Source organism: Roseimaritima sediminicola, from assembly GCF_009618275.1.
Taxonomy (GTDB): Bacteria; Planctomycetota; Planctomycetia; order Pirellulales; family Pirellulaceae; genus Roseimaritima; species Roseimaritima sediminicola.
The window spans coordinates 135,496-157,764 of sequence record NZ_WIAD01000002.1; the positions used below are offsets into that span (position 1 = coordinate 135,496).

Sequence of the window (22,269 nt, forward strand, 5' to 3'; positions counted from 1 at the left end):
GGCCGCATTGGGTGTCCATGATGCCTTCGATTTGTTTTCCTTTCTAATCCTTCTCTTTTGGCTCCGCGACCCATCGAACTTGTCCATTTTCTTGCTTTGGAAGAGGAGTGCAAACTTAAACGCATTGAGACGATTCGAGAGACTTCCTGTCGGGTCAGCCCGCATGCTGTGAAGACGATTACCGCACTGCTGACCTGGGCATCCTTTTCTTTTTTTCGGAGTTATCCTGAAATGTCTAAAAGACAAAAACGCGGTTTTACGCTTGTCGAGCTATTAGTCGTCATTGCAATTATTGGTGTTCTCGTTGGTTTGCTTTTACCTGCCGTTCAGGCCGCGCGTGAAGCTGCCAGACGCATGTCTTGCGGAAACAACCTGAAGCAGATTGGGTTGGCGATGCACAATTACCACGACTCGCTGGGTAGTTTTCCCACTGGAACCTCTTCGTGCTGTTGGGGAACTTGGCTCCCGCTGATCCTGCCGTATATGGAGCAAGGAAACCTCTCCGATTTGTATGTTAGTTGGGGCGACTCCTCCGGCCCCCGTTACTCGCAGTCGCCTAACACGAATGTGACGACCACTCGACTGGAAGCGTTCAGCTGCCCCAGCGACCTGGACAACAGCCCGTTCTCGAATATCACCAACCACAGTTATGCGGTGAACTACGGCAATACCGGTTACAGCCAGCAGGCGACGCTCAACGGCGTGACTTTCGGCGGCGCGCCGTTCTCTCGCCATTCCGGCAAAGAATTTGGTTTCCGCGATGTGATCGATGGAACCAGTTCAACGCTGATGGTTGCGGAAGTCCGGCAAGGTCAGGGACGCGATCTTCGCGGGTTCCTGTGGTGGGGCGATGCCTCGGGGTTTGAAACCTATTTGCCCCCAAACAGCCCGCTTCCCGACCGTATCTATTCCGCGTACTACTGCAACGAAGTCCCCAACATGCCCTGCGATGTTTCTTCCAGCACCAACCCCACGATGTTCGCCTCGCGGTCGCTGCATCCGGGCGTGGTGCAGGCGGTCAACTGTGACGGCTCGGTCCAGATCTTCAGCGATACGATCGACCTGAACCTCTGGCGGGCACGAAGCACCACGCAAGGTGGCGAAGTGATCAACGACTAAACCGGTTGTCCGGCGATGTCCCCAAAACGCGAAGCTAGAAGAGCCTGCTCTTCTAGCTTTTTTACTGCGCCATACGAAGCGATTTCTTGTATCCTGGCACCGCCCTTGCCCGGTCGCTCCTGCCCCCTTCTGCCCCCCACCGAGCCGCAACCGTGACGATCCCTATTGCTTCGGTCCAGTTTCATCACCACCCCGGCGACAAAGCCCGGAATCTGCAGCAGATCGAACGGCTGTGCGAGTCGGCCGCCCAGCGCGGTGCGGCCGTGGTTGCCTTTCCGGAAATGTGCATCACCGGCTACTGGCATGTTCGGCGCTTGAGCGACCAGCAGGTTCGCGAATTGGCCGAACCCGTCCCCGGCGGCCCCGCGACCGGGCGGTTGCAGCGTCTGGCCGAAAGACACCGCTGCATCGTCGCCGCGGGGCTGATTGAGGTCGCGGACGATGGCAGGTTGTTCAATACCTACGTCCTCGCGCATCCGGACGGCCGCGTCGATTCGCATCGCAAACTGCACTGCTTCATCCATCCGGCGATCAGCAGCGGCGACACCTACACCGTGGTCGACACGCACTTGGGTTGCAAACTGGGCGTGCTGATCTGCTACGACAACAACATCGTGGAAAATGCGCGGATCACGGCAATGATGGGAGCCGACATCTTGCTCGCGCCCCATCAGACGGGTGGCTGCGATTCGAAAAGCCCCTGTGCGATGGGCACGATCGACCCCGAGCTGTGGCGGAACCGTCATCAGGATCCCGAAGCGATCCGTGCGGAATGCTTTGGCCCCAAAGGCCGTGAGTGGCTGCTGCGCTGGCTGCCGGCCCGGGCCCACGACAACGGGATGTTCGTCGTATTCAGTAACGGCATCGGCGTCGATGACGATGAAGTCCGGACCGGCAACGCCATGATCATCGACTGCTATGGGCGAATTATGGCCGAAGCGGAATCGGTCGAGGACGAGATCGTGCATGCCGAAATCGATCTCGGCTTGCTGAAGAATTGCACGGGGCGACGCTGGATGCGGGGCCGCCGACCCGAACTGTACACGCCACTGGGCACGCCCACGGGCCGCGAACTGGACCCCCGCGCCGCCCGCTTCGAAGAAAACACGGCGTAACGACAGGCAATCTGCTTAGGAGTTGGCCGCTTGGAAGCCCGACCAGAATCGAACCGTATCAAAGTGAACGACCTGTTCATCGATCGGTGCGGCTTGCGGCAGCGTAGCGGCGTCTCGCGGTGATCTCATCCATAGGACGGCCAGCAAAGATGCCAATAGGAAGCACCAAAAGATCGCCGCGGTTCGCATCGAACGCGCTGCCGACGCGAGGTTTGCCTTGCTCATTGTCTGCTCCACCAATTCCAGTCCGGGGTAGTGCTCGTCTGAGAACACAGATCCCGGCCCGGGGGAAGGGGAGCGCAGGAACAGAGAAAGATCTTATCCGTCGGGTGATGCTGGGCCGGTCGACTCTGGCGGAACGGAAGGCCGCTCGTCGGCCGGAGCGCCTTCGACACATTTCTTGCATTCCAGCTGGAAACCGATCATCGCAGCGCGACCCGCGGCGGTTTGCGTCCAATCTCGGCGGACCAGCGGCGGGTCATGTCGAACGTGTTGGTTGTGGCCGCAGGCCAACTGGGCGACCCAGTGATCTTCGTCGTCACGATGAAAACCCACGATAGCCTGTGGCCGGGAGGTTGCGGGGACGGTCATGGTGTCACGCTCTCGCACAGCGGAACGATTGGATTGGTCGAATCTCGCAGAGCGTATTCAGCGGTCTTGGAAATCATGAAACCGGGCCGGTGGCGGCCGAATCATGCGGAGCCAGGCTCACCAGGAAACTACTCCTTTAGATGCACAATTAATTCTAGCCTTGGTTCGAGCGTTTAGCAATCGCTGCTGCGTGGTTTCCGCATCAACACGGTCTCACCAGCCGCTTCTGTCGCCGCACCTAGCCCGCACAATCGCCAAGTTCCGTGTCGCAGTGCCGTCCTCTTCCGCAACGCTGGCGATCCACATCAAATCCTGCACCCAGACATGCAGATAAGGCAAGTACAGCGAAACGATTCGCGCGGCGCGTACGGCGTCGCTGACCACATGGAGGACGTGACGATGATGAAATGGATGACCTTGGCCGCGGTGTCGTTCCTGACGAGCTGCGGCGCGGCGGCTCAGTGGCAGCACGCTCCACCGGCGACTCCGCCCTACGCGTCCACCCGGCACACGGCTCCAGCTTATGCGGCTCCGCCCTACGCGGCTCCTCAGCATGCGATTCCCCAGCAGGCGGCTCCCCAGCACACGGCTCCGGCCTGCGCGGGTCCCCGGCACGCACTCGCCGGTGGTCCCTGCGGTCACGCGGCGGAGCCCCCTTGGTGTGCACCTTCTTCTCCGGTCGCCGGGTACCCGATGGCTTCCTGCCCGCCTCAACCGGCCTCGGAACGCTTGCGTTGCGACCTGGAGCGCAGACGTCGGCAGTGGGTCGATTGTGGATGGTTGGGCGGCTTCGAATTCCTTTGGCTCCGAGCCAGTTTCGATCAAGACGTGGCGCTGGTCATCGATCCTCCGGTCGGCAATGTGTTGGTGCCGTTCGATTATTCGGCCAATTTCTCGCCGCGAGTCTGGTTGGGGTTGCAGTCGTGCAGCGGTTTGGGATTCCGGACAACCTATTTTGGTTTTGACGAGGATGGTCCGTCCCGATCGGCGGCGGCGGTGGCCGGAGCGACGCCGGTGTACGTCAGTGTGAATGGCGCCGACGGAAACCTCACACGCAACGCCACGGCCAACGTCGGCGAGACGCTTTCGTCGGCGCATTGGTTACAGATTCAAGCGGTCGATCTGGAGGCCACGCACGCAATCGTCTGGGCGGAATTCCGAACCTTGCTGGGAATCGGAATTCGCATCGGCGACATCGATCAAGCCTTTCGCGCGAACGTAACCGACGCGGGCGGGATGCTGCAGCAAGCCGTCGGCAACACCTTGGACTTCACCGGTGCTGGGCCCACCTTGTCGGCTGAACTGACCCGCGACCTGGGACGCAAAGGTTGTCAGCTTTACGCTTCGGGCCGAACATCCCTGTTGATTGGCGACATCGAGCAGCGGATCTATGAAATGAAGGGCGCTTTCACAACCGAGCTGGAAGACTACGCCGAGCAGCGCAAGACGATTGGCAATCTGGAATTAGCGTTGGGGCTGCAGTACGGACAGTCGATCGGTCGTGCGGCCGGTGCTTTCGCCCGTGTCGGTTACGAAGCCCAGTGGTGGACCGAGGCAGGTGGACCGGTCAATGCGACTGACTCGATCGGACTTCATGGTGTCGCTTTTGCTCTGGGTCTGAACTTCTAGCAGGGTCTGAACTTCTAGCAGGGTCTGAACTTCTAGCAGGGTCTGAACAACTAGTGGGGTCCGCACTTCTAGCGGGTTCCAAGTCGACGGTCGGCAATCGCCAGACGACCGAGATTCCATAAACGGCGGCGATCGCGATGAGGAGTTTGACGACGCTCGGCAGGGTGCCAAAGATCAGGGTAAAGCCGACCAAGAGCGTCACCATCGCGAATGCGAGTCTTTTGACGCCGCGAGTCACGCCGCGGTGATCCCGCCAGTGGCGAAGTGGGCCGCCAACAACCGGCCACGCCATCGCCTTGGCATGCATTTCCGGCGAGACGCGTAGCAGAAAGTAGGCCATCAACAGGAGAAACGGTGTGGTCGGAATGCCGGGCAGAAGCACGCCGATCATGGCCAGTGCAAAGAAAAACGCGGCCAGTATCCAGTAAGCGATGCGGCGGAGTCCTCGAGCCGGCTCAACCATCGAAAAACTTTTTGATCACATGCACGCTGGTGATATTCAAGCCGGGTTCGTAGTCCAGCATGAACGTTTGCCAGTAGGGTGACTGGGTCGGATGATCCTGCCGCTCGACGCGAACGGCGAACTGCTTTGGCGACACGGCGAAATTCCTCGGCAACAAAGACTGGACGATGAGCGCTGGGGCGGTCGGTACCGGGGGGTGTGCAATCAGCGGCGGTTGGTAAACACGATCGTCACCAAGACGGTGGAGTCCTCGGTGGCCTCGACAGCGTGCGGTTCGGATTCGGCCAGGTACAGCATGTCGCCCGTTTTCATCGCCCGCGGCGTCCCGCCGGCCGTGAACTGGATATGCCCTTCCAGGCACTGCACGATCAGCTCGCCCGGCGCTTTGTGTTCGGGAAGGATTTTCCCGGCCGGCAGCACCAGTCGAATCGCTTCCATAGCGGCCGTCTTGAACAGGGTGTGCGTCTTGGTGTCCGCGATTTTTTCGCCCAAAGGCTGCAGCGAAATGACTTCGGCGGGATCGGCGTGATGAATGGCCATGGGTTGCGTCTCGGTTAAAAAAAGGATGGGGGTTGGCAACTTCGCAAAGTACACCCAAAGGTACAGAAACAAAGGCCTGTGTCAAGTTGTCCGCACTGCGATGCGGCTTGCCTTTGACGCGACGTTCAAGGGCTGGGCAAGCGATTGCGGATAATCTTTGTGGTCGGGTTGCCCGGCATGATCGTGTCGCACCACATCTCGCCTTCGAACACGTATCGCACCTGAATCGCTTGCGCGTCACCGGCGGCAAACGCAGCCTGGGCTTCGGCCAGTGCGACGGCCGCATCGGTCGCGGAGGATCGCAGCTGGACGTGCTGGACATCGGCTCCGGCGGCCAGGTCCGCGAACAGCTGCAGGACTTGGTCCCGAGCCCATTCGGCCTGCAGGATTTCGGGCAGGGGTTGGTTGTCTTCGAGACGATGAAGGTCTTCGAGTCTCAGCTTTTCCGAACTCATTGGTGGGGCAATCCGGGACGGGTCAGAGCGGGCATCAGAAGGATGGCGTTTTCCGGTGCGGGACAGACATAGCGGCACATGCCACAGCCGGTGCAGACGTCTTCGTTGACGGTGGGTTTGCCGTCGGCCAGTGTGATCGCACCGGCGACCGGACAGCGTTCGCTGCACACCGTGCAGAGCGTATTGTGGTGAGCGAGGCAGAGATGCGGGGTGACCTGGGCGGTGCCCATGATCGGGGCGACCGAGGGGCTCAGGACGCCGGGTTCGCAGGCGGTGATGCAAGGAAAATCCTCGCACATCGCACAGGCCGCCGTGTCGGCTTCGATGATCGGGGTGCCGGCGACGGCGCCGAGACGCTCCGCGGCGGTAACGATCGCGTCGTGGGGACACGCCGTGATGCAGTCGCCGCAGCGAGTGCACCCGGCCATGAACTGCGGCTCGGCGATCGCACCGGGTGGGCGAAACACCGGGACGGTGGGCGGGCTAGGTTGGCGTTTCAGGTCTGTCGCCGGGACCGGATCAATGTTGATGCCGCCGATGTTTCGCGGTTCGGCCCGCGGTGGGCGTTGGTCGGGAGGCAGCGGTTTGGGATAGCGCGTGACCAGCGGCGGGAACCGCGACGCGGGGACGAATCGCCAGAACCGTCCGTGCAGCAAATCGCGGCGACTGCGGTTCAGCTTTCTCGGAGCGAACAGGGCTCGTCCGGCCGCGCGGACCCAGCGGCGCAGCAGGCGGCCGGTTTGCGCGGCGACCGAACGCGGGTTGGTCGGGGTTGGGCGGGACGGGTCGGAGCGACGTTGGTGGCTGGGGGGCAATGCTTCTCCCGAATTAGTTGGTCGCGACATCCAGCGGTGGCAACATGGGAACATTCTCCGGGCTGAACAATTCCGCTTCGGGCATTTGGTCCAGCGTCGCACTCGGCGCGTGGCACTGGGTGCAGTTAGTTCGCCAAGGATGAGTCGATTCCATGCCAGCCCAGCCGTGCGGACCGCCGTGACAGGCGTTGCAGTTCTCGCGCATCCAGCGCGAGTGCGGGATGGTCGGCGGGGCTCCGGGATAGGCCCGCTGGCCCTGCTTGGGAGCCGGCAATCCGGCGAAGCTGGTTTCGACCGAGGCGTCGACATCTTGAAACGGTTTGGGAGCCATCGGTGCATGGCACTGAACGCAGTTTCCCAGGAACTGGTGCGACATCACACTGGCTTGTACGCCGTCGATCTTCACGCCGCCGCCGTGGCACGCGTAGCAGGCGGCATCCGACGTGTTTTCGATTTGATGCGGGATGATCGGCGGGGCGCCGTTATAGGCCCGTCGCGACGCCCTCAATTTGCTAGACGCTTCCTTCTCGGCTTCGCTGGGTTCGAACTTCGTGTACAAATCGTACTCGGACTGCGGCAAGGGCTGAGCCAGTTCGCGCCAGGTTGCCGTCGGGCCCATGGGGGTTTGTGGGACCTCGGCGTAGGAGACTGCCGGAACCAATTTGGGGTTTTGGGCGATCAAGTCCGTGTCGAACCGGGCGACCAACGCCGTTTGGTGCAAGCCGTCCGGCTGGGGAACGCCGTCCATAATACCGACGAAGTAACCGACGACGGCAACGGCGATCACGCCGGCGAGAAAAATCGGTACCAGGCGGCGCATCATGACGACACCTCGGTGCTTTTCACAGAGTTCTTCTTCACCACGCGGGCAGCGCACTTTTTATAGTCGGGCTGTTTGGAGAACGGGTCATGTTCCTCCAGCGTACAGTCGTTGATCAGTTTGGATTCGTCGAAGAAGGGGACGAAGATCGTCCCGGCCGGTGGGCGTCCGCGGCCGTCGATCCAGACGGGCAATTCGGTGCTGCCGCGACGGGTTTCGATCACCACGGTCTCGCCTTGGCGGATGTTGGCCGCCTTGGCATCGGCGGCGTTCATTTCCACATAGGCCGTCGGCATGGCTCGGTTCAGCGGCGCCAGTCGGCGGGTCATCGTGCCGCTGTGCCAGTGCTCGAGCACGCGGCCGGTACACAGCCACAGCGGGTACTCCTCGTCGGGCTGCTCCGGCGGTGGCAGGTAATCGTGAAACCAGATTTGGGCTCGGCCATCATCAGTGGTGGAGTGATAGAAATCGAACTCCTGGCCTTCGGCGACGAATGGATCGTCGAAGGCGGCAAACCGAAATCGAGTCTCCCGCCACGAGCCATCGTCCTGCTGGACGACCGGCCAACGCAAGCCGCGGGCTTTGACGTATTCGTCGTAGGGGGCCAGATTCTTGTGCTTCAGCGTCGTGAACTGGCGGTACTCTTCGAACAAATGCTTGTCGACATTGGTGTCGTAGTAGTGAGCGAAGTCCCAGATCGGGATCTCTTCGCCCTGATCGTCCTCGATGGCGAAGAGGAACTTGTCGTCCTTGTCCCGCATGCCTTCGTGGCCCATCTCGAACAATTTGCGAGCGATTGCGATGGTCATCCAGCAGTCATCGCGAGCCTGGCCCGGCGGGTCGACCATTTTGAACCACTGCTGGGTGCGTCGTTCGCTGTTGCCGAACAAGCCATTCTTTTCGACCCACATCGCCGCCGGCAAAATCAGGTCGGCCAGGGCGGTCGTCGCCGTCGGATAGACGTCGCTGACGATCAAGAATTTGTCTTCCAGACCCTGTTTGCTGTTGAACAGTTTGTTCAGGTTGGGCAGCGTCTGGCCGGGGTTGGTGACCTGGACGAACATCGTGGTGATGTCGCCGCCTTCGTCGGTCGGTTTGGTGAACGCCTCGAACATCTGGACCGTGTGGTAGCCCGGGTCGGGGCTGATGCTGCCGGGACGCACGTTCCAGAACGCTTCGCTCTGGGCGCGGTGTTCTGCGTTGGCAACCACCCGGCCACCGGGCAGGGCGTGGGCCAGCGTGCCGACTTCGCGGACTGTGCCGCAGGCCGACGGTTGTCCGGTCAAACTGGTCGGTGCGTCGCCGGGACGGCCAAAGTGACCGGACATCAAGTGCACGCCGTGTACCAGCGAATTGATCGCGGTGCCCATCGTGTGCTGGTTCATGCCCATGCACCACAGACTGGTGATGCGTAGGTCAGAATCGGCAAACAGATCGGCCAGCATGCGAATCTTGTCGGCCGGGATGCCGGACAGTTCTTCAACCAACTCCGGCGTGTATTTGGCAATTCGCTTGCGATACTCTGCTTCGCTGATCGGTTCGCCTTGCAGGGTCGGCAGCGAGGCTTCGAGTGCTCGGAAGTTGCAGTGCTGTTCGACGAACGCTTTGTCGTAGTTGTCGTTTTCGATCAACAAGTGCATGATGCCCAGGGCGATCGCCACATCGCCATGCGGTTTCATTTCCAGGTAATCATTGGCCGCATCGGTGGTGCGCGTGCGCCGGGTACCGATGTCGATGATACGAACCGTCTCGCCGCGCGAGCGGCGGTCGGTGACGCGGGAGAACAGTACGGGGTGCATCTCGGCCGGGTTGTTGCCCCAGGTGATCAAGACGTCGCATTCGTCCAGATCCTGGTAGCAGCCGGCCGGTTCGTCGACGCCGTAGGTGGCAATGAAGCCGGTGACTGCCGAAGCCATGCACAGCCGAGCGTTGGGGTCGATGTGATTGTTCCCCAGTCCGCCCTTCATGAATTTTTGGGCGGCGTAGCCTTCGGGAATCGTCCACTGGCCCGAACCATAGAAGGCGAACGTCTCGGGCGAATCAAAGATCCGTTTGGCGATGATCTCGATCGCTTCGTCCCAGGCGATCGGTTTCAAGGAGCCGTCCTCCTGACGCAGCAGCGGCTCGGTCAAGCGGTCTTTGCCGTACAGGATGCCGCCGACATGATAGCCTTTGACGCACAGCAGCCCCTTATTTACATCGGCCGCCTTGTCGCCAGCTACCGCGACCACACGACCATCCTCGACACCGACCTGCACGTGGCAACCCGTACCGCAGAAGCGACACGGGGCTTTGTTCCATGACAGACCGTCGCCGTCGGGCAAGTCATCGACCGCCTGGTCGGCTTGCACCACCGGCAGCGAGGCTTTGCCGGCGACCAGGGTTCCGGCGGCGGCCATCGCGGCGGCCTTCATCACTTGACGACGATCGTTATTCAACCGGTTCATCATTGCGCTCGCTCGTTCTAGCCCGCGGGTCGTTTTCGTCCGTGTGTTTGTCAAAAGCCACCAGCGCGATCGCGACATCCGCGACGCCTGGCAATTGTTGCACCGCTTCCCAAACAAGCCTATCGTGTTCTTGTGTCTCCGTGTCGACCACGACTGCCAATTTGTTCTCTTCGGCGTGCCCCAAGTCAACTTCCGGCATCGCCCGCAGGGCGGAGATCGCAGCGGAGCACTGCGCGACCGGACGATCGAACGTGATGACGAGTCCACTGATTGGCATCGCGGAAATCCACAGATTGAGATGCGAAGAGTGCTTTGCGTTGCGGATCGCAACCGCCCAAGACCGTCGGAATGCGGCACGAAGTGGGGTTTCGGCAACGTGCACATGAGCGTATACCTTTAACAGAGACAGCGAAACCTCGGTTAGGGTGAAAAATTGAGAAGGACACTGACAAATTTGGCGCTAGCCGGCGCCGTTTGTTGCACAGTCGCGATGGTCGGGATCGTTGTCTGGCAGCAAGGCCATCGCGCGGGCGAACGGATCGAGCATCCTGAGGATCCATTGGCGGCGAGGTATGCCGGAGCCGCGTCGCCCGACGCCGAATCATCTTCGGCCGCGCAGGTGTCCGGCGAACACGAGGCGGACTCGGCGGAATTGTTTTCCGTGTTGATTCGCAAGCCGGACGGACCGCCGCGAGTCAAGCTGGCCGGCCGCGACCCTCAGGGCCGCAGTCCCGAAGCCGCCTGTTCGACGTGTCACAGCATCCGCGATCCGAATTTCGGCAACACGACACCGGCGACACTGGACGAGTTTCACCAGGGATTGAGCGTCGCGCACGGCAACCTGGCCTGTTACGCTTGCCATAACCCCCAAGACGCCGACACGCTGCGTTTGGCCGATGGCACCGCGGTCGCGTACCAAGACGTGATGACGATGTGTTCGCAGTGTCACAGCCAGCAAGCCGAATCGTTTGCCCACGGAGCCCACGGCGGCATGACTGGGCACTGGGATTTGCGCCGCGGCCCGCAGATGAAAATTAACTGCATCGATTGCCACGACCCGCATTCGCCGGTCTATCCCAAGATGGTCGTCGGCTTTAAACCCAAAGATCGCTTCAACGTACCTGCGGACGACCATCACGATCACGAAGGAGCGGACTCGCATGGCGAACACTGAATCGACCCCTCAACCGACTTCCAAGCCGTCGCTTCCGGTCGTCCAAAACTTTACGCGGCGAGCCGCCGTGAAGGGAGCCTTTGCGACGCTGGGCGCCGGTGCCTTTGTGGCCGCTGTCTCGCCGCTGCGACAGGCTGCGAAGAATACGACGGCGGCCGAGTTCATGCAGCAGCACTACACCGAGCTATCGCCCGAGCAAAAGGCCGATGTGATCGCTCGATTGGAAGCCGAGGCCAAAGAGCAATACGGGGCGGACGTTCAAATCGCCGATGACCGTCCGATCCCCGGCACCAAGTTCGTCTACGCGATCAATCTCAGTGTGTGTAACGGCAACGGCAAATGCGTCGAAGCCTGCCACAAGGAAAACAACCACGACCGTGACACGAACCAGTCCTACATCCGCGTCGTGGAAATGCCCAAGGGCACCATGGACATGGAGAAAGGCTCGACGACCTATACCGGCACGGTGCCCAAGGACGACAAGTTTTATCTGCCGGTACAGTGTCAGCAGTGCGACGAGCCGCCGTGCGTGGACGTGTGCCCGGTAAAAGCCACGTGGAAAGAGGAAGATGGCATCGTGGTCGTCGATTACAACTGGTGCATCGGTTGTCGCTACTGCGAAGCGGCCTGCCCCTACCACGCGCGGCGTTTCAATTGGAAGAAACCCGTCGTGCCGGCCGAGGAAATCAATCCCGACCAAAGCTACTTGAGCAACCGCGTGCGTCCCGTCGGCGTGGTCGAAAAGTGCACCTATTGCCTGCACCGAACCCGCCGCGGTCGCTTGCCGGCTTGTCTCGAAGCCTGTCCGACCGGGGCCCGCGTGTTCGGCAACATTCTCGACAAAGATTCCAATATTCGCTGGATCCTTGAAAACAAACGCGTCTACATCCTCAAAGAGGAACTCGGCACCAAGCCGGCGTTCTTCTATTACTTCGATTAAATACTTCGATCAAATCGACCATGAGCAGTATCACGGCGCCACCGGGCGAGAATGAATCGCACGTCACCAGCTACCCTCGGTTCCTGGGGCGTTCGCTGTGGCTGGCGACCGAAGGCTCGCTGGCGTTTTATGCCTGGATGACGGTTCTGACCGCACTGTTCCTGGTCGGCGCGAACGCCTGGGCCAATCAGGTCGCCGGCGGCATGATCGGGACCAATATGACCGACCATGTCAGTTGGGGACTGTACATCGCCAACTTTACGTTCATGGTCGGCCTGGCCGCGGGCGGGGTGATGATGGTCATCCCGGCGTACCTGTACCGCGACCGCAAGATGCACGACGTCGTGATCATCGGCGAACTGCTGGCCATCGCGGCCATCGTGATGTGTCTGATGTTCGTGATCGCCGATCTCGGCCGTCCCGATCGGTTCTGGCACATGATGCCGGTGATCGGCAAGTTCAACTTTCCGATCTCGATGCTGACCTGGGACGTGATTGTCCTGAACGGTTACCTGCTGTTGAACCTGCACATCTGCGGCTATCTGTTGTACATGCGCTACCTGGGCCGCAAGCCCAACCCGGTGTGGTACGTGCCGTTTGTGATGTTGTCGATCGTATGGGCGATTTCGATCCACACGGTCACCGCGTTTCTATACTGCGGTCTGGGCGGGCGACCGTTTTGGAATACCGCGCTGCTGGCTCCGCGGTTTCTGGCCTCGGCCTTCGTATCGGGCCCGGCCTTCATCATCGTGTCCATGGTGTTGATCAAACGCGTCACCGGGGTTGGTGGCCTGGACCAGCCCATCGCCACGCTGACCAAAATCGTTCGGGTAACCATCCTGATCAATCTGCTGATGGTGACCTCGGAGCTGTTTACTGAGTTCTATACCGGCGGCAGTCACACCAGCGCGGCGAAGTATCTGTTTTTTGGCCTGCACGGCAAGACCGCGCTGGTTCCTTGGATCTGGACGGCGATCGGATTGAACATCACGGCGGCGCTGCTTTTGCTGTGGCCGGGGCTGCTGGAGCTTCGCCGCAGACCACTGCTGGTCGCGGCGTGTTGCATGGCATTTGTAGGGGCCTGGATCGAGAAAGGCATGGGCCTGATCGTCCCCGGTTTTATTCCCAGCACCTTGCACGAAATCGTCGAATACGTGCCCAGTCAACTGGAGTGGAAAGTCACCGTCGGCATCTGGGCGTTCGGTTTGATGGTCTTTACGATCGCGATCAAAACGGCCCTGCCGACGCTGAGGCATCCGGCGGAACATTAGGCCCCCCGCCCTTGGCTTTCGGTCTGTGAAAGTGGCATAGGCTAGTGGTGCGTCGAAGCCCAATCTTAGGGTAGCTGATCTCGCCAGAGATTGGATTGAAGCTGCGAAAAGGTCCAAAGTCTGGCGACTTCAGCTACGGCCAGACCCTCAAATCTAACGCTGACGCAGCACTAGGTGGGCTGGCCGGGGTCTTCGGGGGCGCGCTTGCGGAGCTTTCGCTGCAGCGAGCGGCGATGGATGCCCAGTCGCCGCGCCGCTTCGCTGATGTTGTTGCCGCAGTCGGCCAGCACGCGATGGATGTGCTCCCATTCGCTGCGGGCCAGCGACGGGGCGGGGAATTCCGCATCCGGTTTCGGCAGCGGGCCGGGTTGATCACCCTGCAGGAATTTGGCCAGGATGTCGTCGGCGTCGGCCGGTTTGCTCAGAAAGTTCGTGGCCCCCAGCCGCACCGCGTCGATGCCGGTGGCGATGCTGCCGAAGCCGGACAGAATCAGCACGCGGGTCTCGGGCCGGAGCTGTTTGATCTTCTGCAGCAGGTCCAGGCCGCTGCGGCCGGGCATCCGCAGATCCAGCACGGCCAGGTCGGTGGGCCGCAGGGAAAACACGCTGACCGCCTGGTCGTAGTCCTCGGCTGTCTCGACGCGAAAGCCACGCTGTTGGAAGGCGATGGCCAAGCGGTCCCGAAGGATAAAAGCGTCGTCGACCACCAGAATGCTCTCGGCTCCGGCGTCCGCAGCCGTATAAACCGGAGGGCGTTCGGTTTCGTTGCCTTCGACTGGAACCATCACTATCTGCCTCGTCGTGCGTCGGTCGCGAAAAATTGAATTCTACGTTGGCTGCGGACAGCCCCGGTACTGTAACTATAGCTTGCGTGTCCAGGTTCAGCTGCGGAGGTTCCAGTCCTGCATGTCCGCGGCCAGCTGTCGGCGGGTCAGATCGAACTGCAGGGGCGTCACCGTCACGCGGCCTTCCCGCAGTTCCGTGACATCGGTGCCGTCCTGCGGCGGTTTTTCCGGTGCATTCCAGACCGCCCAGTAGTAGTCGCGTCCGCCGGGATCCTGGCGTTTCTCATAGCGGTCGCCGTAGTGAGCCAGGCCCATCGGTACGACTCGCACTTCGGCCGACCGCAGCGTGGCGGCGGTGGGGATATTAATATTGAACAACCCGCCGGACGCGGCGGGGCGGTCGACGATGCCGCCGATCACGTTGCGAGCGACGACCGCGGCGGCTTGAAAATCCGCATCGGGATCGTACTCCAGCGACACCGCACAGCTGGTCACGCCGAAGAAGGCGCCTTCGATCGCGGCGGCTACGGTCCCGCTGTACAGGACGTTGATGCCGGCATTCAAACCGTTGTTGATGCCGCTGACCACCAGATCGGGACGCCACGGACACAGTTCGGCGATCGCCAGTTTCACGCTGTCCGCCGGCGAACCTTCGACGGCCCAGGCCGCGCTGCGATCCTGACGCATCACGCGTTTACAAACCAAGGGCGTGAGAAACGTGATCGAATGCCCCACGCCGCTTTGTTCGGTCGCCGGCGCGGCCACAAAGACTTCGCCCAGGTGCCGCAGTTGGGCTTCCATCGCGGCCAGCCCCGGTGCGTACACGCCGTCGTCATTGGTCAACAGAATCTTCATCGTGTTTACGAGGTCCCCAAGCGGACGAGAGAAAGGTGTTCAGCTGCGGCGGGACAGCGTTTGATACAGGTCGACGTGACGCTGGGTCATGTCGTCGATCGAAAAGTGTTCGATGATTCGGGCTCGGCCGGCTCGACCATAGTCCGCCGCGCGGTCGGCGTCCTCCAGCAGACCGTTGGTCACCTTGGCGAATTCGGCCGCATCGCCCAAGCCCACCAGAATGCCGGTCTGGCCGTCGACGACCAGATCGCGATTGCCGGGAATATCCGACGCGACCACCGGCACAGCGGCCCGCATGGCTTCCATGACCGCGTTGCTTTGGCCTTCGTAGGCGCTGCCAATCCAGAACGCCTCGGCGTGGGGCAGCAGTTCCGGTACGTCCTGTTGCGGCCCCGCAAACCAAACTCGCTGGGGATTGGTGACCGCGTCGCGGTAACGCATCAATTCTCCGCGTTGCGGTCCATCGCCCAGGATGACCAGCGTGGTATCACCGCGCAGCAGCCCTAGCATCTCGCCGCCCCAGATCAGGTCGCGGTAGCGTTTCTGTGGCCACAGGCGTCCTACGGCGAAGATCAGACGACGCCCGGGATCGACCCCCAACCGCCGACAAGCGGCGTCGCGGTCCAACCGGCCGGCGGCGGCGGAGGAGGCGGCCACCGGCGACGCGCCCGCTGCTTCCGGGGTGTTTGGCCAACGCCGCACGGCGTCGTCGGGCGAGGTTTCGATTCCGTTGGGCACCACATGAAAGCGTGCCGCGTCGATTCCGTGACGAGCATAGAAATCGATGACGCCCTGGCTGTTGGTTGTCAGGCCGGTAGTTCGCCGCGCCAGATAGCGATCGATGGCAAAATGCCGGCTGGTCTTCCACAGATCGACGCAGCGTTCGGAACCGAGGATCGTGGGTACAGCGAGTGATCGGGCGGCCGTCCGGCCGTAGCTGTTGGCGGCGAACAGCCAGGTGTGAACGATGTCGGGTCGCAGGCGTTTGAGGCATCGTCGCAGCCGGAAGTAAGCGGTCGGATCCGCTTTCAAGCGTTTGCCGATCACCGTCACCGGCACATTCGCCTCATCCAGTAGCCGCCGCCGCGGCCCATCGCGCGTCAGCAGCACGACGTGGACATCGAAGCGGTCGCGGGGCAGTCCGGCGGCCAGCAGACACAACTGCTTTTCGGCTCCGCCGCAATCAAGGGTCGGGATTACCAGGCACAGGCGGATCGTCACGGTAGCGGCTCGGCAGTCTTCGGAGTGCCCGCCAGGGTTTTGCCGGTTAATTGGCAAAACAGGCGGAGGTGTTTTTCGACGGAGTGCTGGAAGCTGTGCTGCAGGACGCGTTGGCGGACCAGACGAGCCTGAGCGAGGGTTTGCTGGGGCGTGGCGAGCAGGCGTTCGAGGGCCCCGAGCATCGCCGGGTGATCCTCGGCGGCAAAGCTGGGCAGCGATGCGAAGTCCTCGCCCAGCAGCCGGCGGGTCTCTACCGTATCGACCACCGCGGCCGGCACGCCAGCCCCCAGAACTCGCGGGAAATAATACTCCAGCCCATCCTCGTCGCCGGGCAACACATAGGCGTCCGCCGCCGCCAAGACCTCGTCCAGCGAGGCAAAGCAACCGGGCATCGCCACCTGGCTGCGGACGCCCATGCCCCGCAGGTAGTCGTACAGTTCTTCGCGCAGCTGCCCGTCGCCCACCAGCCAGACCCGCAGCTTGGGATGCCGCTCCAGCAGGGGCGGCAAGGCGCGGGCCAGGGCGTCCAGTCCGGTACCGGGCAGCATCTGGTTGGTCGACAGCAGCACCTGTCCGTCGACCGGGACGAACAGGTCGCTGTTGACCTGCGAAAGGACCCGCCGGGCGGCCTGGCGGTGCGCGTTATCGGGCGGTGCGGTGGGCAGGAAGCCGTTGTCGATACGAACGATCCGATCCTGGCCGACGCCGGCGGCCAGCAAGCGTTGTTCGGCCGACGCGCGGGTGGCGATGATGCGATCGGCTTTTAAACAGATCGAAAACCAACGCCTGGCATTGCGCGAGCCCAACGACCAGGCGTGATCCGAGCGGCGTCCCACGCCGCCGTAGCGGACCACCGAGGCGACGCCGACGCGGCGCGCCGTTTCCACGGCCACCGCACCCTCTTCACGCATCGCGTCGGCGTAGATCAGGTCGTAGCCGGCGGCTTGATCGCGAAGCCAGTTCGAGAGGGCCCGGGTGTAGCGCGACATCGACCAATCGCTGCGCGGGGCCGGAGCCGGCCGAGACAGCTGGGTCTCGCGGACGACCAGGGCCTTGGGCCAAGACGCGGCGTAGCGAGCGGCTACGATGTGAGGGTGCGCACCGCTGCGCCGAAATCCCTCGGCCAGGGCGGCCAATCGACACGCTGCGTCGTCGCCGACATGCGGCCAAAAGCGACGGGTTACCAGCAATGTGCGAAGGACACCCATGACAGCTCACACCGACTCGCGATCGGTTGTCGAATCCGGCGCACGACTTGTCTCGGCCGTACCGCTGGCGTTGCTCGTGTCGCCGGAATCCGCGACACCGCTCTCCAGCGACGGCTCGGCACCGCGCGCGATTTCCTCTTCGTCCAGGATCGCCAGATAGGGCAGATTGCGATACATGTCGCGGTAGTCCAAGCCGTAGCCGACAACGAATTCGTCGGGAATCTCGAAGGCCACAAAGTCCGGCTGGATCGCTACGTCGTGTTGGCGGCGTTTGCGAAGCAGCATGGCGCTCTTGACCGAGCTCGCACCGCGTTGCTGGATGATCTGAACCAACCGCTCCAGCGTCCGACCGGTATCGAAGATATCGTCCACCAACAGCACGTCGCGGCCTTTGATGTCCAACAACATCTGGGTGTCAACCGTCAACTCGCCGGACTTGACGCCCCCGCGGTAGCTGCTGGCCTGGATCACGCCGACCCGCAGCGGCATGGACAGCATGCGGATCAAGTCGGCGAACAACACGACCGAACCGGTCATCACCGCGACGACCGTCAAGGGACGTCCTTGGTAATGGGCATCGATTTCTGCTGCCAGCCGCCGGACCCCGTCGAGCAACTGTGATTCATCGAACAGAACGCGCATCTACCTCTCGACTGTAAACAACCAGACAGCAGGACAGGAACCAACTCTGCAAACGCACCTCAGCGGGTACGGGATGAAGTGTAACCGAAAACGACGCGGTTTCGCAGGTCACTGAGAGGGCTCCGCCGGGGACAGCCGAGCCGGCTAATTTGGTCTCGGCTGGGGACAGCCGAGCTACTCTGGAGCCTAAAACTCCAGGACCATCTTGTCGGCGGCGATTTGGGTTTGCGGAAAGAGTTGCCGAGCGGAATCGATGCCCACCGGGTCGTCGCCGTTCTCCAAGGGATTCAAGTGCGTCAGGACCAATTGTCGCACTTGGGCCATCTGTGCGACGCTGGCCACACGGCTGGTCCACGAGTGCCCGGTCTTCTCGGCCCACTGCGTCTGGTCATCGCGAAAGTTGCATTCGTGCAACAACAGATTCACACCGCGGATCGTCGACACGTAATCGGCGATCGGATCGGCAACCGTGTCGGAGACGTAGGCCAAGGAGTGGCCGGGCCAATCGATCCGGTAACCGACCGAGCCGCCGGGATGTTCCAGTGAGAACCAGCGGACCTGGGGCTTGCCCAACAGCTCCGGCGGCCCATCTTCCAGCGCACACCACTGCACCTCCAAGGGCACCGGAAACAGGTCCTCGGCGAACAGGTGGGTCCGGATCGCGTCCAGTTTTTGGCGTTTGCCCCAGATCCGCACCACCTCCACCGGCCGCTGGTACAGCGTGGCCAGCAGGAAGGTCAACCCGACCACATGATCGAGGTGCGCATGGCTGAGCAGGATGTCGACCTGGTCGGTTTCGATCAACGGCGCCAAGCGAAACATGCCGGTACCGGCGTCCAGCACCACCCCGGCTTCGGGAACCGCGTAACAGGAGGTGTGCCGGTGTTCGTTGGGGTGATACCCCGCCGTACCAAGGCAGTGCAGTTGCATGATGCCGATTCGTCGATTGCCACGGGTGCGGAAGGAAGAGATGGGGGTCGATTATAGCAGCATCGACGCTGGCTAGCCGACGATGGTGTAGCGCCGTGGATTGACCGTGGGACTGCGGTATTTGCGTCCGGCCTGGCTGGGCAAGAACGTCTGTTGGTGAGCCTGTTTGTGTTTGCGAAACCATCTGGCAACCAGCGACAGCGTGTGGGGGTACAAGCTGGCCGGTCCGGCCGTCGGCGGGCCACCGGTTCCCTCCAGTTCGGCGGCCCAGCGGCGCAGATCGGGACGGGCCTGGGCGAACGTTTCTTTGCACTTGGGGGCTACCAAGCGGTCGGCGATCTCGCCGTTGCGAATCAGATACCAGATCCCACTGCCGTCGTATCCGGCAACGGAATAGACGAACGAATAAGTGCGGCGAACATCCGCCAAAAACAGCAGTTTCTTGTGCAGCCGTTCCAGCACCCGCAGGCTGTCTCGAGCCCGCGCGGCCAATTCAAATTGACGACGCAGCGCGGCCGATTCCATCGCGGACTGCAAATCGTCCAGAATTTCCGCATTCATGCCCTCCAAGAAACTCTTGGCCGCGGCCACTTGAGCGTCGTACTGGCTGCGGCTGCATGCCGCCGCGCAAGGCCCCAGACAACTGCCGATCTCCAGCCGCAAACACCCCGGCCGGTGGTCCAGTTGGAACAGCGACAGTTGATCCGCAAAGTGCATCGCTTGTTGGCTGCTGCAATCGCGAAGTTTAAAGTGCTTGTTCAACACGTCGACAGCGTGGCCCATCCGCCCGGCACCGTGGAACGGGCCTTCACAGGCGACGTAGTCCTTGGGCGGAAGACGAGTCAAAAAGAAGTACGGCGCCGGCGCTCGTCCCAGGCAGAGATAAACCGGCCGCTGGCGTTTGGGGATCTCCTGCACGTTCCAGCGCGGCGCAAGCGTGCGGATCAAATGCTGTTCGCGGAGCAGCGCCGCAAACTCGCTGGGCTGCGTCTCCCACTGGATGGCCCGCGTCGCGGCGATGATCCGGCCGCCCTTCTCTTCGGCGTTGCACTCACTGAAATAGCTGAGCAAACGCGAACGCAACTGTTTGGATTTGCCGACGTAGATCAGTTGTCCCTGCCGGTCCAGCATCCCGTACACCCCGGGCAACTTAGGACAGGTCGCTTGAATCTCCTGGCGAAGCTGCTTTTTGCAGTGGCCACCGATCCGCGTCAGGGGCCGGGCAAACGGATAGGGATTAAACGGATCGGGGCCGAAGCCGCCGCGAGGTTCGTCGGGTTTCCACATCGCGTCCATGCTGGACCATCCCTGGGTGTGAAGTGAGCTCGATCAACCTACCACCGAGTTTGCATACCGTCGACGGTTTGTCCGGCGGAAAAATGAATTAATTCCAATCCGCCCCGGGGGGTAGCTCGTCTGATTGGTGTGTCTGGTTTCCCTCCCCCCTCTCCTTCGACTTGCGGAGACGATCGATGACCCTCCTCGGACCGTTCCAGCCGTACCGGCTACCTTCCCGATGCCTGGGATTTGCGCTGTGTGGGTGTGTGCTAGCAATCGCGGGATGCGGGACGGAACAGATCGGCCAACCCGCGGCCGACTCCGCCGCATTGAGCTCGCGGGCGACCTCCGAACCGGCCGGGATGCCGCCGCCGGTCGCGGTCGATGCGGAAGGGCCGCCGGAAACCGACGAGGGCACCGGTCCGGGCTCCGGCGGTGATCGCTATGACGAGATCGTCGAAAACCCGTTTCTGCGCGTCGTGGCGCAACCACTCAGCACGTTCTCGATCGACGTCGACACGGCTTCGTACAGCAAAGTCCGCCAGTTTCTGCTCCAGCACAACCGCTTGCCGCGCCCCGATGCGGTGCGTATCGAAGAACTGGTGAACTACTTCGATTACGACTACGCCGGACCCTCGCCCGAAAAAAGCGAACCGTTTACCACCCATGTTGCGGTCAGCAGTTGTCCGTGGAATGAGGAACATCGCTTGGCCCGCATCGCCATCAAGGGCCGCCCGATGCAGCTGGACCAGCGTCCGCCCAGCAACCTGGTCTTTCTGATCGATTCCTCCGGTTCGATGGATTCGCCCAACCGCTTGCCGCTGCTCAAACGCGGCTTGCGGTTGATGCTCGAGCAACTCGACGGCCAGGATCGGGTGGCCGTGGTGGCCTATGCCGGGTCGGCCGGATTGGTTCTGGACAGTACCCCGGGTGACCAGCAAGCCACGATCCTCGCCGCGATCGATCGCCTGGACGCCGGCGGCAGCACCAACGGCGGGGCGGGCTTGGAATTGGCCTACAACGTCGCGCGGGAAAACCTCGTAGAGGGCGGAACCAATCGCGTGCTGTTGTGCACCGACGGCGATTTCAACGTCGGCCGCACCGGGACCGACCAGATGCTGGACACGGTCGAAATGCAGTCCAAGGCGGGGGTCGAACTGACCGTCTTGGGTTTCGGTATGGGCAACTTCAACGATGCGATGCTGGAACAGATCAGCGGTCGCGGCAACGGCAATTACGCCTTCATCGACACCTATAACGAAGCCCGCAAGGTGTTGGTCCAACAGTTGTCCGGGACCCTGGTCACAATCGCCAAAGACGTGAAGATCCAGGTGGAGTTCAACCCGCACGCGGTCGCGGCGTATCGGTTGATCGGTTATGAAAACCGCGTGCTGGAAAGTCAGGATTTCAACGACGACACCAAGGACGCTGGCGAGATCGGTGCCGGTCACAGTGTGACGGCGCTGTATGAAATCGTTCCGGCCGGCGCGGCGACCGTGGCAGAGCTGCCGGAAACGGATCCGCTGAAGTACCAGACGCCGGCCGAGCCGTCCTTGGCCGCCGCGTCCGGCGAACTGATGACCGTTAAACTGCGTTACAAACAACCCGGCCAGGAGCAGAGTATCCTGCAGCAGTGGGCCGTGGACGACAGCGGGCGGGCTTTCTCCGAAACCGATACGGATTTCCAATTTGCCGCCGCAGTGGCCGGTTTTGGGATGCTGCTTCGCGATAGCCGCTACGCGGGCGACTGGACGCTGGACGCCATTGAAGAGGTCGCGCAGTCCGCGCTCGGTGACGACCCCTGGGGGTTTCGGCAAGAGTTCGTAGAGATGGTCGCGGCCGCCGCGTCACTGCGCCGCGGTACACGCACCGACTGAGCCCTTCGGGCGCGGGCTCCGGTTTTCGCTGCTACGCGGTTCTGCCCGGCTGTGTTAGGATTGCCCTGGGCCCGGGGAACGTACACAGAATCGA

At 62.0% G+C, this 22,269-nt stretch carries 23 protein-coding genes; 7 read left to right on the top strand and 16 right to left on the bottom strand.

Features of this window, described 5'->3' with window-relative positions; genetic code table 11:
- The first annotated feature begins 57 nt into the window (after window positions 1-57).
- Together GE027_RS02165 and GE027_RS02170 are read left to right on the top strand one after the other, a co-directional pair.
- The gene (locus tag GE027_RS02165; RefSeq protein ID WP_237607185.1) at window positions 58-1,119 is read left to right on the top strand and encodes a DUF1559 domain-containing protein; all 1,062 of its coding nucleotides are present in this window, start codon (window positions 58-60) and stop codon (window positions 1,117-1,119) included.
- A gap of 152 nt (window positions 1,120-1,271) precedes the next feature.
- A complete protein-coding gene (locus GE027_RS02170) occupies window positions 1,272-2,234 on the top strand; it encodes a nitrilase family protein (RefSeq protein ID WP_153555529.1) in 963 nt (320 codons plus the stop codon).
- Between the two features lie 318 nt (window positions 2,235-2,552).
- On the opposite strand, the gene GE027_RS02175 is transcribed toward GE027_RS02170, so the two are convergent.
- Entirely contained in the window at window positions 2,553-2,825 is a 273-nt protein-coding gene (locus GE027_RS02175; protein WP_153555530.1) for a DUF3565 domain-containing protein, read from the bottom strand.
- 324 nt (window positions 2,826-3,149) lie between these two features.
- On the opposite strand from GE027_RS02175, the gene GE027_RS02180 reads away from it, so the two are divergent.
- Complete coding sequence (locus GE027_RS02180) at window positions 3,150-4,454, top strand: Lpg1974 family pore-forming outer membrane protein (protein ID WP_153555531.1); 1,305 nt, start codon at window positions 3,150-3,152, stop codon at window positions 4,452-4,454.
- Here the strand turns inward: GE027_RS02180 and GE027_RS02185 are convergent.
- The 8 genes from GE027_RS02185 to GE027_RS02220 all read right to left on the bottom strand — a co-directional run bounded on the left by GE027_RS02185 (window position 4,393) and on the right by GE027_RS02220 (window position 10,271).
- On the bottom strand, window positions 4,393-4,917 hold the full coding sequence (locus GE027_RS02185; protein ID WP_153555532.1) for a YbaN family protein: 525 nt from the start codon (window positions 4,915-4,917) through the stop codon (window positions 4,393-4,395). The genes GE027_RS02180 and GE027_RS02185 overlap by 62 nt on opposite strands.
- The gene (locus GE027_RS02190) at window positions 4,910-5,053 is read right to left on the bottom strand and encodes a hypothetical protein (protein WP_153555533.1); all 144 of its coding nucleotides are present in this window, start codon (window positions 5,051-5,053) and stop codon (window positions 4,910-4,912) included. Before GE027_RS02190 ends, GE027_RS02185 begins: the two co-directional genes overlap by 8 nt.
- 68 nt (window positions 5,054-5,121) lie before the next feature.
- Window positions 5,122-5,457, bottom strand: a complete 336-nt coding sequence (locus GE027_RS02195; RefSeq protein WP_153555534.1) for a cupin domain-containing protein — start codon at window positions 5,455-5,457, stop codon at window positions 5,122-5,124.
- A gap of 125 nt (window positions 5,458-5,582) precedes the next feature.
- Window positions 5,583-5,912 (bottom strand): hypothetical protein, encoded by a 330-nt coding sequence (locus GE027_RS02200; RefSeq protein ID WP_153555535.1) that lies wholly within the window; start codon window positions 5,910-5,912, stop codon window positions 5,583-5,585.
- Window positions 5,909-6,727 (bottom strand): 4Fe-4S dicluster domain-containing protein, encoded by an 819-nt coding sequence (locus GE027_RS02205; protein ID WP_237607187.1) that lies wholly within the window; start codon window positions 6,725-6,727, stop codon window positions 5,909-5,911. Before GE027_RS02205 ends, GE027_RS02200 begins: the two co-directional genes overlap by 4 nt.
- A gap of 13 nt (window positions 6,728-6,740) precedes the next feature.
- The gene (locus GE027_RS02210; protein ID WP_237607188.1) at window positions 6,741-7,550 is read right to left on the bottom strand and encodes a nitrate reductase cytochrome c-type subunit; all 810 of its coding nucleotides are present in this window, start codon (window positions 7,548-7,550) and stop codon (window positions 6,741-6,743) included.
- Window positions 7,547-9,997 (bottom strand): molybdopterin-dependent oxidoreductase, encoded by a 2,451-nt coding sequence (locus GE027_RS02215; RefSeq protein ID WP_237607189.1) that lies wholly within the window; start codon window positions 9,995-9,997, stop codon window positions 7,547-7,549. Before GE027_RS02215 ends, GE027_RS02210 begins: the two co-directional genes overlap by 4 nt.
- Window positions 9,978-10,271, bottom strand: a complete 294-nt coding sequence (locus GE027_RS02220; protein ID WP_153555537.1) for a chaperone NapD — start codon at window positions 10,269-10,271, stop codon at window positions 9,978-9,980. Before GE027_RS02220 ends, GE027_RS02215 begins: the two co-directional genes overlap by 20 nt.
- A gap of 213 nt (window positions 10,272-10,484) precedes the next feature.
- On the opposite strand from GE027_RS02220, the gene GE027_RS02225 reads away from it, so the two are divergent.
- From GE027_RS02225 to dsrP, 3 genes are read left to right on the top strand one after another with little or no spacing between them, the layout of a single operon-like run.
- The gene (locus GE027_RS02225; protein WP_153555538.1) at window positions 10,485-11,168 is read left to right on the top strand and encodes a hypothetical protein; all 684 of its coding nucleotides are present in this window, start codon (window positions 10,485-10,487) and stop codon (window positions 11,166-11,168) included.
- Window positions 11,155-12,108: a 4Fe-4S dicluster domain-containing protein gene (locus GE027_RS02230; RefSeq protein WP_153555539.1), complete on the top strand. Its 954-nt coding sequence runs from the start codon at window positions 11,155-11,157 to the stop codon at window positions 12,106-12,108. The genes GE027_RS02225 and GE027_RS02230 overlap by 14 nt, the downstream gene beginning before the upstream one ends.
- Window positions 12,109-12,128: 20 nt before the next feature.
- The gene (gene dsrP / locus GE027_RS02235) at window positions 12,129-13,379 is read left to right on the top strand and encodes a sulfate reduction electron transfer complex DsrMKJOP subunit DsrP (protein ID WP_153555540.1); all 1,251 of its coding nucleotides are present in this window, start codon (window positions 12,129-12,131) and stop codon (window positions 13,377-13,379) included.
- Between the two features lie 170 nt (window positions 13,380-13,549).
- Here the strand turns inward: dsrP and GE027_RS02240 are convergent, their stop codons facing one another.
- From GE027_RS02240 to GE027_RS02270, 7 genes are all read right to left on the bottom strand, one after another.
- Window positions 13,550-14,164, bottom strand: coding sequence for a response regulator transcription factor (locus GE027_RS02240; protein WP_153555541.1), 615 nt, complete (start codon window positions 14,162-14,164; stop codon window positions 13,550-13,552).
- Window positions 14,165-14,260: 96 nt separating this feature from the next.
- Entirely contained in the window at window positions 14,261-15,019 is a 759-nt protein-coding gene (surE, locus tag GE027_RS02245; RefSeq protein ID WP_153555542.1) for a 5'/3'-nucleotidase SurE, read from the bottom strand.
- Between the two features lie 39 nt (window positions 15,020-15,058).
- Complete coding sequence (locus GE027_RS02250; protein WP_153555641.1) at window positions 15,059-16,234, bottom strand: glycosyltransferase; 1,176 nt, start codon at window positions 16,232-16,234, stop codon at window positions 15,059-15,061.
- 2 nt (window positions 16,235-16,236) lie between these two features.
- Window positions 16,237-17,448, bottom strand: a complete 1,212-nt coding sequence (locus GE027_RS02255; RefSeq protein ID WP_153555543.1) for a glycosyltransferase family 4 protein — start codon at window positions 17,446-17,448, stop codon at window positions 16,237-16,239.
- A gap of 6 nt (window positions 17,449-17,454) precedes the next feature.
- Window positions 17,455-18,090 (bottom strand): hypoxanthine phosphoribosyltransferase, encoded by a 636-nt coding sequence (hpt, locus tag GE027_RS02260; RefSeq protein ID WP_153555544.1) that lies wholly within the window; start codon window positions 18,088-18,090, stop codon window positions 17,455-17,457.
- Window positions 18,091-18,276: 186 nt separating this feature from the next.
- Window positions 18,277-19,020 (bottom strand): MBL fold metallo-hydrolase, encoded by a 744-nt coding sequence (locus tag GE027_RS02265; protein ID WP_153555545.1) that lies wholly within the window; start codon window positions 19,018-19,020, stop codon window positions 18,277-18,279.
- A 72-nt stretch (window positions 19,021-19,092) separates the two neighbouring features.
- The gene (locus GE027_RS02270) at window positions 19,093-20,316 is read right to left on the bottom strand and encodes a GIY-YIG nuclease family protein (RefSeq protein ID WP_153555546.1); all 1,224 of its coding nucleotides are present in this window, start codon (window positions 20,314-20,316) and stop codon (window positions 19,093-19,095) included.
- Window positions 20,317-20,564: 248 nt separating this feature from the next.
- On the opposite strand from GE027_RS02270, the gene GE027_RS02275 reads away from it, so the two are divergent.
- Window positions 20,565-22,175 (top strand): vWA domain-containing protein, encoded by a 1,611-nt coding sequence (locus GE027_RS02275; protein WP_202617303.1) that lies wholly within the window; start codon window positions 20,565-20,567, stop codon window positions 22,173-22,175.
- The last annotated feature ends 94 nt before the right edge of the window (window positions 22,176-22,269 follow it).